At 49.1% G+C, this 13,262-nt stretch carries 8 protein-coding genes; 3 read left to right on the top strand and 5 right to left on the bottom strand.

All coding sequences use genetic code 11. The annotated features are described in order from the left end of the window. Positions 1-17: 17 nt before the first annotated feature. The 3 genes from DWX62_RS04245 to DWX62_RS04235 form a co-directional block, all read right to left on the bottom strand. The gene (locus tag DWX62_RS04245) at positions 18-2,048 is read right to left on the bottom strand and encodes a patatin-like phospholipase family protein (protein WP_207806019.1); all 2,031 of its coding nucleotides are present in this window, start codon (positions 2,046-2,048) and stop codon (positions 18-20) included. A 146-nt stretch (positions 2,049-2,194) separates the two neighbouring features. Further along, on the bottom strand, positions 2,195-3,739 hold the full coding sequence (locus DWX62_RS04240; RefSeq protein WP_008662082.1) for a sulfatase: 1,545 nt from the start codon (positions 3,737-3,739) through the stop codon (positions 2,195-2,197). Continuing rightward, on the bottom strand, positions 3,736-4,935 hold the full coding sequence (locus DWX62_RS04235; RefSeq protein WP_120172608.1) for a glycoside hydrolase family 88 protein: 1,200 nt from the start codon (positions 4,933-4,935) through the stop codon (positions 3,736-3,738). Before DWX62_RS04235 ends, DWX62_RS04240 begins: the two co-directional genes overlap by 4 nt. A 178-nt stretch (positions 4,936-5,113) precedes the next feature. Here DWX62_RS04235 and DWX62_RS04230 point away from each other — a divergent pair, with 178 nt between their 5' ends. Further along, positions 5,114-5,557 (top strand): hotdog fold thioesterase, encoded by a 444-nt coding sequence (locus DWX62_RS04230; protein WP_117866431.1) that lies wholly within the window; start codon positions 5,114-5,116, stop codon positions 5,555-5,557. Here DWX62_RS04230 and DWX62_RS04225 read toward each other — a convergent pair. Continuing rightward, a complete protein-coding gene (locus DWX62_RS04225; protein WP_182012965.1) occupies positions 5,502-6,416 on the bottom strand; it encodes a DUF3108 domain-containing protein in 915 nt (304 codons plus the stop codon). The genes DWX62_RS04230 and DWX62_RS04225 overlap by 56 nt on opposite strands. Further along, the gene (locus DWX62_RS04220; protein ID WP_005833829.1) at positions 6,331-8,286 is read right to left on the bottom strand and encodes an Ig-like domain-containing domain; all 1,956 of its coding nucleotides are present in this window, start codon (positions 8,284-8,286) and stop codon (positions 6,331-6,333) included. Before DWX62_RS04220 ends, DWX62_RS04225 begins: the two co-directional genes overlap by 86 nt. 308 nt (positions 8,287-8,594) lie before the next feature. Between DWX62_RS04220 and DWX62_RS04215 the strand changes: the two genes are divergently transcribed. Next, positions 8,595-9,770: an efflux RND transporter periplasmic adaptor subunit gene (locus DWX62_RS04215; RefSeq protein WP_057254017.1), complete on the top strand. Its 1,176-nt coding sequence runs from the start codon at positions 8,595-8,597 to the stop codon at positions 9,768-9,770. 54 nt (positions 9,771-9,824) lie between these two features. Then, on the top strand, positions 9,825-13,244 hold the full coding sequence (locus tag DWX62_RS04210) for an efflux RND transporter permease subunit (RefSeq protein WP_057254019.1): 3,420 nt from the start codon (positions 9,825-9,827) through the stop codon (positions 13,242-13,244). Positions 13,245-13,262 lie beyond the last annotated feature (18 nt).

Genomic DNA, 13,262 nt, shown 5'->3' with positions numbered 1-13,262 from the left:
ATTTTGATACATCCCTGTTAGAATACGAATCCGAACCCGGCATACCACCCTACTTTCTTCGTCTGGTTGGACCAATTCAATTGTATCTCCACTGGTCCCAGAAAACTCTTGTACATATAGCCGATGCCTACCCCTGCCATATCAACCGATTCGGAAGAGTCAAGAATCTGATGAAACCTCCCGGAGTTTCGCCCATAACTGCCCATCACTGATATATACTGGTTTTTCAAGATACGCTGTCTGAGGTTCAGCCCTGCAACCAGCAATGCGGCTTGTGACAGTTCCGCACGGTTGATGCCCGTAAACGGTATCTGCTGTGGCATATAGCGCCCCGGTATGGTTCCCCCCACCATATTAATGATGGCAAAAGGATAATTACCGCTTCCGGACAATACGCGTCCATAAAACGAAGGAGTGACAGTGAACTTACTCGAGGGAGAGAAACATCCCTGCCAACGGGCATCGAAAACAGAAATAGGATTGTTGTCCTTATACTGGAAGAAGTTATCCGTATAGAGATGATAGGATACCGCCCACGACATACCTTTTGTAGGGGCGCTCCTCTCATTCAAGTTGTTGAACACAAGTCCGGCAAAGTAACTGAATAAGGACGAATTTTCAAACAGTGCCGAAGCTAACGGGTCGAGCGACAGCAAATCATGATAGTGGTAGTAATCAAAGTCAATGCCCAGACTGACCTGGATATTGTTCCAGTCCTTCGCCGCCCCCATACGGACCAGCTGATGTGTAAAAGTCAAATCCAGCGCCCGTTTGCCTTCATTATAAATATTCATATCTTTATAGTCGAACTGATAGGCAAGTCCTGCCTGCCATCCACCGTCCCATTGATAACCATATCCAAGTCGTGCCAGTGTACGCTTGCCCAGACGGGCGGTGAGGCTGACCAGCGACTCCCGCTGCCGGCCGAAATAGAAGTCCGTATTTGCCTGCAACGCCGCCAGTTCTTCCGTATCAAAACGAAAACCGACATTCAACTTGTTCTCCCGTACAGCAGGGACGGCTATTTGGGAATCAACGGGAATCTCCCTATCAACAGCCGCGCCAGGCAAGCGGAAAGGTCCCGGACGGCGAGGCTGATAATCTTCTGCAAGTCCCAGCTTCCGTTTCAGGGCAAGCAGTCCGTCCCAACTGTCCATGGCAGCACGCTCTCCCCGCACCATCAAAGTGTCGATGGCCTCTTTGGTGAAACTTGCAGCCGAATAGCCGGTGACATCCACCTTTATCAACACGTCGGTATTACGCAGATTCTCACGGTATTTCTTCTCTCCTTGCAGATTAATGATTTGCCCGAAGATGTCTTTCACCGATTTCAGCTCGGAAGCCTTAAGCAGCGGACTCTGCACATCCACCCCGATAATGTAGTCGGCCCCCATGGCAAGCGCCACATCTACCGGATAGTTATTCACCATTCCACCGTCCACCAACACCATTCCATCCAGGTCTACCGGAGCAAACACACCGGGAATGGACATGCTGGAACGCATGGAAGTGGCCAGTATTCCCTCATGGAACACTACTTCGCTGCCATTCACCAGATTTTCCGACACGCAGGCAAACGGAATAGGAAGACGGCTAAAATCCACAGAATCCTGGTAACCTTCTGTCAATGTGGAGAACAAACGTGCCAGGTTCTTCCCTTTTATGATACCCGCATCCGAAACAGCGGCAGATTTCAAAGAAAACGGAATGGAGAGTACATAGCGCTCCGACTTCAACCGGTCATCCAGCAACACATCCTTAGGATTGGGGGCATCCGAGAGCAAGAATTTCCAGTTCTGGGCATTCACCATACTGTCCAATTGCTGTGGGGTATATCCGATAGAATACAAACCGCCCACAATGGCCCCCATACTAGTGCCCACCACATAATCTATAGGGATACCCGCTTCTTCAATTACTTTCAGAGCACCGATATGCGCCGTCCCTTTGGCGCCACCCCCACTGAGTACGACAGCCACTTTCGGACGCCCGGACGCCCAAAGGACCATCGGCAAAAACAACAAACAAGCCCATAGTCTATACTTCATCTCCATCATTTACTTAATACGTATTGGTAATTTATTCCATTCTGAATCAAACAACCCGCTCCGACAAATAGTTCACTATCAGTCGAAGCGGGTCGCAAAAAAACGTTCAAGCAATTTATGGAGGATTATCTATAACCCATTTCCAATCAATAAGGTATCATATCCTTCAAGATACCTTCCTTATACCAAGGATCATCAATCTCTTTCAACACTTTGCCCATCTCTGCGCAAAGGTCTTTTACGACTTCTTGGTTTTCTTCCAAAGAAAGGTTATTCATCTGATACGGGTCCTTTTCATCGTCAAACAACAAACTTTTGACCAGCTTATGGTTTTCGCGGTCAATGTAGAGCGCCAGCGTGTAGCGCGCCGATTTAAAGCCGCGCGACGAAGGGAAGTAGGAACGGACCATACCTTCCGCATCCTTCTCACCGTCCAGGTTCTGGATGTAAAGAGCGCCGGTGGGACGTACAATATCCGCCTTTTCATCGAAGAAAAGCGGTGCATAGTTGCGTCCCTGCACCTCGGTCGGGATGGAGTCGGCAAGACCGGCAAGCCCCAACAAGGTAGGCATGATGTCCGGCGAGGAAAGCATCAAGTCGTCCACGCGAGGCTTAATCTTATCGGGAAAACGCACCAGGAAAGGAACGTTCATGGACTCGGAGTACGGGGAATTCTTCGGGTCTTCCGTATGCTGGCTGCACATGGTCTCTCCATGGTCGGAGGCAAACACGACAATGGTATTCTTGTCCAGCCCGAGTTCCTTCAAGGCATCGAGTATCTGACCGAAAGCACGGTCGACACCCGTCACAGAAGCAAAGTAGTAGCGTGCACTCTCTGCCTTGAGCATCTTGGAGTCGGCATTCGGACGGACGAGCAAGCTGTCCAGAGGCTGGTTTTTATAGAGATTGAAATCTTCCTCCATACAGTCGTCCAAAGAACGGTACGGACTATGGGGAGGATTCATGCCTACCATAATGAAGAAAGGTTTCTTCGGGTCGCGTACATTCCCCTCGTTCTTCAGATAAGACACCACCTTGCCCGATTCGTGTAACGGTGACCACTCGCGCGGGTCGTGGCGACGGCCTTCCGTATCCCAGTAATGCGGATTCTTGTGTTCGTCAAAGGTACCGTAAGAATACCAGTAATTGAACCCATGACGACGTTCTTTCGGCGTATAGGCATCCCATGCAGGTACACGGTCTTCCACATACTGTCCGGGACGTTCGGGGTCGTTGGGGGTAGGAAAGTCGGCATGCAGTTTGCCAAAGTAGGCACAGTCATATCCGGCATTGCAGAAAACATCACTCACACACACAGCATCCTCACGCAGGGAGCTGATGGGACGGCTCGAATTGCAATTCAATGGAATACCACTCTTATTAGGATACATTCCCGTCAACAGAGAACCACGGTGGGGACTGCTCAACGGGCAGTTGCTCATGGCAGATGTCAATACCACCGACTCCCGGGCAAAATCATTCAAGCGTGGGGTATGCACCGGGTCATTCCGAAAGTTCACTTTCTCGCGAAAACCTTCCTGGCCCCAGAACTCCATCGCCTGGTTACGGTATTGGTCGGGAAAAACGTAAATGACATTCGGCTGGACGGATTGTTCCGCCTGCGGGGCTTTACAGCCCTGCAAGGCGAACAAACCTAAACCACCTAACAAAATATTTAATTGAGTTTTCATTTTTCCAAGTCTCTTTTACGCATCAATCCTTCCAGGAAGTAATAGTCGGCATAGTTCAACGGTACATCAATCTCCGCACCGTGAGGAATACTGCCCACAGAGTGCATCAGGATGAAGTTGCCGTTGGTACCCACCTTGGCACGGTAGGAAGGAGAAGCGAGGCTTTCCATAATCCGGTCGGCGGTTTCCTTGTATCCCTTATCCGGCAGATAAGTACTCAGCTCGTAAAGGGCGGACGCCGTGCAGGCAGCTGCCGAAGCATCGCGAGGTTCATTCGGGATATTGGGGGCATCGAAATCCCAGTAGGGAACCAAGTCTTCCGGAAGATTCTTGTTGTTGAAGATAAAGTTGTAGACCTTTTCAGCCTGTTCCAGGTATTTGGCATCGTGTGTATAGCGATAGCACATGGTATAGCCGTACAAGGCCCACGCTTGTCCACGTGCCCAAGCAGACTCGTCGGCATAGCCTTGTGCAGTCTGTCTCTTACGGACTGCACCGGTTTCGGGGTCATAATCCACCACATGATAGCAGCTGTTGTCCTCACGGAAATGGTTAGCCATAGTCGTATCGGCATGCTTCCGGGCTATGTTGTAGAAAGTGGAGTCGCCGGACAGCCTGGAAGCTTCGAACAGCAGTTCGAGGTTCATCATATTATCAATGATAACGGGACATTTCCAGCCACGTTCAGCCTGCCACCCCTTGTCTGCATCCCATGACTGAAGTACGCCTGCTGCAGGGCGGAAACGGGTAGACAATGATTTGGCTGTCTGTATGATGACCGGCTTGTACTCCTCCTTACCTGCAAAACGGTATCCGTTCAGGTAGCTGCTGCCAATCATAAAGCCCACATCATGGTGCCAGGTAAGGTATTGTACCGAATCCAAATCCTCGGTATACTTCTCTGCCAGCGGCAGCCACTTCTGGTCACCGGTCAACTCGTACATATGCCAGATATTACCGGGGAAGAAGCCGGAACACCAATCGTCGATAGGTACATAGACAATGTTCCCATCCTTATCAATGGTACGGGGATTAAGGATTTTACCGGATTTCTCGATAATGTCTGTCTGAATTGTCTCCTGAGCCACAGCATTATCAATGTTTTCTTGGATAAAGTTGCTTTCAGCCTGCTTTTGCCCTGCGCAACCTGCCAATACAAGGAGGGAGATTCCCAATGTAGTGAGGACTGTTTTCATAATAAGGGATTTATTTATTAAGAGTTTATGATTTTTCCTGCTGCAAAAGTAGGGCAAGTGTACAGATTTGACCCACCTAAATAATTCAATTAATGGCTAAAATCGTTACTTTTGCGTCCGGAAGTACATATTTTCCACCCATTAATCATTAATCACTAAACATTAATCATTACCCCTCATGACCGCACAAGAGTTTTTTAAGAACGACCGCTTCGCCACGAATGCAGGCGTAGAACTGATAGAAATAAAGGAAGGATACAGCAAGGCACGCCTGGTTATCACAGCAGAGCATCTCAATGCGGGAGGCCGTACGCAAGGGGGTGCCATCTTTACCCTTGCCGACCTGGCACTGGCGGCGGCAGCCAACTCCCACGGAACACTGGCATTCTCTCTTTCGTCCAATATCACCTTCCTGCGCGGCAGCGGACCGGGCGATGTGCTGTATGCCGAAGCACGCGAACGCTACATCGGCCGCACCACCGGATATTACCAGATTGACGTCACCAACCAGGAAGGGAAACTGATTGCCACCTTCGAATCCAGTGTATTTAGAAAAGGGGATAACATCACTTTTTCCTTACCACAGACGTCATCGGATAGCGGTTGCCCCGGACACTCTTGAAGAACGCCTTGGCCGAACCGAAATTCAGATACATGTCCAAGCGAATGGGAAGGTGGTTCTTATCATCGGATACGAAGAAGGTGATAACCTCCTTCTCCTTACCTTTCTTGTACTCTACGAAAGAGAATACCAAGCAACGGTAAACGGTGTCGTTATTCGCCTTGACCTCCTCCTTGCCGCGGTAAATCAACGTCTGCTCTTCCACCCTGCGTCCCGTGGCCATGGGAAAGAGTATCTTCTGCCCTACCTTGTAGTCTTTAGGGTCATAAGAGCGCGCCTGCGCCAAAATGCTCAACATATCGAAGATACAGCGACTATCACTGTATTCCATCTCCTGAGCCTCACGCACGGGATTGTGCCAAGTGCGTCTCTGCTTTACATTCGCCAGTCCGTCCGAGTAGGAGAACCAGGCCTCGTCCACCGTATGGCGGCTTCCCTCCTCCGCCGCTTTACGGAAGTAGAGCGGCTCCAACCTATCGCTGACATAACAAGTCAACGTATCACGCATCTTGAAGAAAAAATCGGTCTTTTTACTACCTACACAAAGCAAGTTAAAGCGAAATGCAGGCTCGGAATGGTAAGTCGTGGCATTGGTAGTGAGGCTTGCCAGACCCACCTTCTTCCAAATGAACTTCCAATTGAAATATAAATCGTACATGACATGCTCGCCCGACTGGAAAGCTTCATTCTTTGCAGTACATTGAGCCTGAACAGATTGGGAGGTTCCCAAACAGACCGCTCCCACCATTAATAGAATGAACAATTGCTTCCGCCTAATAGCTATGGCCCCTACCACTGTTGCGGCTGCTATTGCCACTGCGGTTATTTTTGTTCCTGTTTTGCTTTTTCTTATCTTCATCTGGTTTTTGTTTTTTTAGTTCGTCCGGCTTCTGCCTATCCAGGGACTTGGCCTTAATATCCCATTCCTGGGTCAAATCAAAGTTCGCTTTAAGCTCCAGAACCATCGGATAATAGTAAACCATTTCAGGCTGGCGCTTCTCGGCATAGTTTCCCGTATCCCAGACACCATTCCCATTCGTATCATTTATCAGCCGCGCTCCATATTTACCCGGATTGAGGAAATAGAAATCGGCTTTCCCATCCACCACCGGCACCGTGCGCAGCACTTTGTCCTGACCGTCCAGTAGTTCCACAAAAGCCAGAGAGTCCGCTCCATGCACATTAAAGAATATCTGCCCGTACTCTTCCAGCTTCTTGGCCTTGAAGTCCTTCTTTATCTTGTCGGAGAACAACCCGTACAATCCGCGTATGGCAGCAGAATCCACTTCAAATGTATAGCTTTCGCCGGGTGCCCATTCGGCAAACAGATTATAACGCTTCAAGTCCAAAGAGTCGCGCATAAAGTCGAACGGGATATCCTGCCACAACGAGTCCACTTTCAGTTTCAGATGGAAAGCGGTGGTATCTATGCTTGCCACCGGCTCCGTAAACGACAGAGTAAGATAATCATATACATCGATTGCAGAAGGGGCATACACATCTACAGCCAGGAATTCCGTCGGCTCGGGCTCTTCCACCTCACCTTCCTTCAACTTCTTCTTTTTCTTCTCACGCTCTTTCTGTTCCTTTTCCTTCGCTTCCTGCTTCTGCTTCTGCTGCTTGTCGTATGTCAACTTCGCCAGCACATTCAAAGTATCGGTACGGGGTACCAATCGTTTCAGGCTATCCGTATACAAATAGGTGATACTCATTTTCAGGGAATCCTGCTTATAGAGCAGAGAATCCTTTATCCAATAATGAATCGTATCGTTCCGGCCGGTAGGCTGTTCTATAACAAACGCATCTTCCTCATTAAAGTTCAATCCTTTCAATAAAGGCAACGTGTCTGCCGGAGCAGTGAAATAGAGCGAAAACTTCTCCGGAGTCAACCGTTCGGCCTTCAAAAAACGTTGCGAGAAGGAAAGCTCCTTGAAAGCACGCAGCAGAACATCATCCGGAAGGTAGTGGGTATATTGACGTTCTACAATCGTATCTACTGTCAGCGAGTCTATCCAGGTCGTATCCTGGCGCATGCGCTCTTCCATGGAAGGAATGATGATAGAGTCATTAAAAGCTATCACTTCCGTCGGCTGGGAATAGGCAAAATTCTGGTCGGCATCCTGCAAGGCATAAATGCGATACTTGCCGGGAGCCACTCCACGGATAGAGAAGCGTCCGCGACTGTCCGTACGCCCCACCCGCTCAAAAGGAAGTTTGGTAAAAGCGGAGTCGGCCAGATTGGCATGCAGACCGACCAGCATTCCTTTCACCGGTTCAAGATTGGCCGCATTCAGTACTGTACCGGCCACAGCCATAGAGTCGAGACGGTCGCCCGTAGAGAAAGAATAGAAGAAATTCTCCAAGGGATTCCCCTCATTATTATCCTGGATGGCATCACCAAAATCGAATGTATAAGTAGTATTGGGTTTCAATGTATCCTGCAGAGTGATGACCACCTTCTTCCCATTAGACTTAATTTCGGGCTGCTGCACCTGCGGAGGGGATATTACAATCTTCTCATTCGGCTTGTCAAGCTTGATAAATTCATCGAACTCAATGGAAAGTTTATTTTTATTGTGATGGAGTGCGCCGGGCGTGGGAGTACCGGAAATAAAACGCGGAGGAGTCTCATCATAAGGTCCTCCTTCAATACGGCCCACACTGGCACAAGAATACAGTGCGGCAGCTATGGCAACACCCCCCAACAACCTGCGGAAAAGCGGCTTCATTTTAGTATGGCGTTTACGTTCTAACATGCTGCAAAAATAAAGGTTATCTGCCAATTAGCGGTATGCTTTACAGTATTTTAATCAAAAAATGTCCTTTCGTTCTCATCTATGTATGAAACATAGTTAAAAAAGGAAGTGTTTCACACCTTATATACTAAGAAAAGAATATTTTTGCAGACGAAAACTGAATAGGAGTATTCAGTTTTCTTTTTCCTACCTTATTTCTAAATCATGAATTACACACAAAAACGCCTTTCAAGAATCGAAAAAAAGAAGAATATAAAATTATACAGAGAACAAAAAAGAGTATGAAGAGTAGATTAGTATTATTGGCATGTTGCCTGGCACTGCTCAGCAGTTGCGGACAAGGCGACAAAGGAACGGGTAAAGCTCCCGAATTTGCAGTGATTGAGGCAAAGACCACCACTGCCAACTTGACAAACAGCTACCCTGCTACTATCAAGGGTAAACAAGATGTAGAAATCCGCCCGATGGTGAGTGGGTTCATCACAAAATTGCACGTGGATGAAGGCGCAACAGTGCGCAAAGGACAAGTGTTGTTCAGCATCGACCCCGTACAGTATCAGGCAGCCGTAAATTCGGCCAAAGCTGCTGTTGAAACAGCCAAAGCTGCCGTAAACACACAAGAACTGACTGTAAACAACAAACGTGAACTGAACAAGAAAAACATCATCAGTGACTACGATTTGCAAATGGCCGAAAACCAGCTGGCACAGACAAAGGCACAACTGGCACAAGCCAATGCCCAATTGGTCAATGCCAAGAACAATTTGTCATACACCAGTGTAACCAGCCCCAGTGACGGTGTAGTAGGTAGCATTCCCTACCGCGTAGGTAGCTTGGTTAGTCCTTCCGTAGCCAGCCCGCTGACTACCGTTGCCGACATCTCCGAAATGTACGCCTACTTCTCCATGACCGAACGCCAACTCTTGTCACAGATTCGTGAAGGCGGTAGCACCAAGGAAATTCTGGAAAAGATGCCGGATGTACAGTTGCAGCTCATCGACGGGACCATGTATGCCGACAGTGGCCGCGTGGAGACAATCAGCGGAGTCATTGACCAGACTACCGGTTCGGTAACCATGCGTGCCCTCTTCCCCAACAAGCACAACGTGCTGCGTAGTGGAAGCACCGGCAATGTGGTATTCCCCAACCCGCTGCATGATGTCATCATGATTCCACAGTCTGCCACTACCGAAATCCAGGACAAGCAGTTCGTATTCGTACTGCAACCGGACAACACGCTGAAAAATACCGAAGTTAAAGTGTTCAGCTTAGACGACGGCAAGTATTATTACGTGACGGAAGGTTTGAAAGCAGGCGAAAAAATCGTTATCGAAGGGGTACAGAACCTGAAGGACGGACAGTCCATCACGCCCATCACGCCTGCTGAAAAGGAAGCCGAATACCAGAAGGCCCTAAAAGACCAGAAAGAAGGCAATATTCAGACTGCGTTTCAATGAAAGAATGAAAAATAAAAAAATTCTTCAATTTTTAATTCCTTAATTGTTCATGAAATGAAATTAGATAGATTTATTAACCGTCCGGTACTATCAACGGTAATTTCCATCCTGATAGTAATCTTAGGAGTTATTGGTCTGGCTACCTTGCCTATCACCCAATACCCGGACATTGCACCTCCCACCGTATCGGTAAGTGCGACTTACCAAGGTGCCAATGCCCAAACGGTGCTTAACTCCGTTATCGCTCCGCTGGAGGACCAGATTAACGGTGTGGAAAATATGATGTATATGAGTTCGAGCGCCACCAACAGCGGTTCGGGCGACATCTCCATCTACTTCAAGCAAGGTACCGACCCCGATATGGCAGCGGTGAACGTACAGAACCGCGTTTCCATGGCGCAAGGCTTGCTGCCTGCCGAAGTTACCAAAATCGGTGTAACCACCCGTAAGCGCCAGACTTCCATGTTGATGGTATTCTCCATCTATGATGAAAAAGACCAGTACAACATCGAGTTCCTGGAAAACTACGCCAACATCAACCTTATCCCTGAGGTGAAACGTGTCAACGGTGTGGGCGATGCCATGGTATTGGGACAAGACTACTCCATGCGTATCTGGCTGAAACCTGATGTAATGGCCCAATACAAACTTATCCCCAACGATGTGGTTGCCGCCTTGAGCGAACAGAACATCGAAGCGGCTCCCGGCCAGTTGGGTGAGCGCGGTAACCAAACCTACCAGTATACTCTGCGTTACAAAGGACGTCTGCAACAAACTACGGAGTTTGAGAACATTGTCATCAAGGCTTTGGAGAACGGTGAAATACTCCGTTTGAAGGACGTAGCAAGTGTAGAACTGGGTCGTCTGTCATACGGATTCAACAATATGGTAAACGGACATAAAGCCGTGAGTTGTATCATTTTCCAGATGGCAGGCAGTAATGCCACGCAGACCATCTCGGATATCGAGGCCCTACTGGACGACTATTCCAGCAAACTGCCCGCCGGCTTGAAGATAAACATTGCACAGAGTGCCAACGACTTCCTCTTCGCTTCCATACATGAGGTAATCAAGACATTGATCGAGGCCTTTATCCTGGTGTTCATCGTAGTGTATATCTTCCTGCAGGATATGCGCTCCACGTTGATTCCCGCCATCGCCATTCCCGTGGCGTTGATTGCCACCTTCTTTGTATTGAAACTGATTGGCTTCAGTATCAACTTGCTGACCCTTTCGGCCATGGTGCTTGCCATTGCGATTGTGGTCGATGATGCCATCGTCGTCGTCGAGGGCGTCCATGCCAAGCTGGACCAGGGCTACAAATCGGCCCGTACAGCTTCCATCGACGCCATGAGTGAACTGGGTGGTGCCATCGTCTCCATTACGTTGGTGATGATGTCCGTATTCGTTCCCGTGAGCTTCATGGGAGGTACGGCAGGTACTTTCTACCGTCAGTTCGGTTTGACCATGGCGATTGCCATCGGTTTCTCGGCTCTGAACGCCCTGACCTTGAGTCCTGCGCTGTGTGCCATCTTCTTGAAACCTCATAATGGAGGACACGAAAGTCTGAAAGAGCGTGTAGGCGTTGCCGCCAAGGAAGCGCGCAAAATTATGATTGCACGTTATGCCGACTCTATAGGCCGGTTGATGCGTCCCGGCATTACACTGCTCTTCGTGACGGTAGCTATCCTGGGCATGATTTTCGGTCTGTTCAGCTTCAGCGAACACCCCATTCTGTGTAGCTTGATGATTATCATCAGTGTGCTGGCGTTGGCAGGTATGACTACCGACAAGTTCAAACAATCCTTCAATGACTCATACAACGGTATCCTGGGCAAGTATAAGAAACAAGTGCTGTTCTTCATCCAGAAACGCTGGATATCGGCAGGACTGGTTATCGGCTCTATTGTACTGTTGGGCGTATTCATGCAGATAACCCCGACCGGTATGGTGCCCAACGAAGACACCGGTACCATCATGGGCGCTGTGACACTGCCTCCGGGCACTTCACAAGAACGCGCACAAGAGATTTTGAACCGTGTGGACAGCTTGGTTGCTGCAGACCCTGCCGTACAGTCACGTACCGTTATCTCAGGTTATAGCTTCTTGGGCGGTCAAGGCCCCTCCTACGGTTCACTCATCATCAAGCTGAAGAACTGGGAAGAACGTTCCACGATGCAGAACTCCACGATTGTGTACGCCACTTTGTACATGCGCGCCCAAAAGATTATCAAGGAAGCGCAGGTATTGTTCTTCGCGCCGCCTATGATTCCGGGTTACTCGGCTTCAAGCGACATCGAGTTGAACATGCAGGACAAGACGGGTGGTGATTTGGACCACTTCTTCGACGTGGTGAACAACTATACTGCTGCCCTGGAAGCGCGTCCGGAAATCAACTCCGCCAAGACCTCCTTCAACCCCCACTTCCCGCAATACCAGCTGGACATTGATGCTGCCGCTTGTAAGAAAGCAGGCATCAGCCCCAATGATATCTTGACTACCTTGCAGGGATATTACGGTGGTTTGTATGCTTCCAACTTCAACAGCTTCGGTAAGATGTACCGCGTAATGGTACAAGCCGAACCTGATGCTACCAAGAATATGGAAACACTGCAAAGCATCAAGGTGCGCAACGGCAACGAGATGGCACCTATCACGCAGTTCATCTCCATCAAGAAAGTATATGGTCCTGACGTCATCAGCCGTTTCAACCTCTACACCTCCATGAAGGTGATGGTGGCTCCCGCATCAGGCTACACTTCCGGTCAGGCTCTGCAAGCCATTGCCGAAGTGGCGCAGGAAAACCTGCCTGCCGGTTTCGGTTATGAGTTGGGAGGTATGGCGCGTGAAGAGGCCGAAACGAGTGGCAGCACTACGGGACTCATCTTCATATTGTGCTTCGTATTCGTTTATCTGTTGCTGAGTGCCCAGTACGAAAGCTACATCCTGCCTTTATCCGTATTGCTGTCCGTGCCGTTCGGTCTGCTGGGTAGCTTCCTCTTTGTAGGCGGTATAGGCGCATTGGGCAGCATCCCGGCACTGAAAATGATTCTGGGTACGATGTCCAATGACATCTATATGCAGATTGCCCTCATCATGTTGATGGGTCTGTTGGCCAAGAATGCCATCTTGATTGTAGAGTTTGCCCTCGAACGCCGCAGAATGGGTATGAGTATCACCTGGGCAGCCGTATTGGGTGCCGCAGCCCGTCTGCGTCCTATCTTGATGACGTCGTTGGCAATGATTGTCGGTCTGCTCCCGCTGATGTTTGCTTCCGGTGCGGGTGCCAACGGTAACCGTACGCTGGGTACGTCTGCCATCGGCGGTATGTTAATCGGTATGATTCTGCAAATCTTCATAGTGCCCGCACTGTTCGTGGCATTCCAGTACTTGCAGGAGAAATTCAAGCCGATGGAATGGGAAGATGTGGACAACTCGGATGCAGAACCGGAGATTGAACAATATACAAAATAGTGATTAACGATTAGCGAT

The sequence above is a fragment of the Bacteroides sp. AF20-13LB genome (assembly GCF_003603065.1).
GTDB lineage: Bacteria > Bacteroidota > Bacteroidia > Bacteroidales > Bacteroidaceae > Bacteroides > Bacteroides uniformis.
This window is presented reverse-complemented; position numbering and strand designations above follow the sequence as displayed.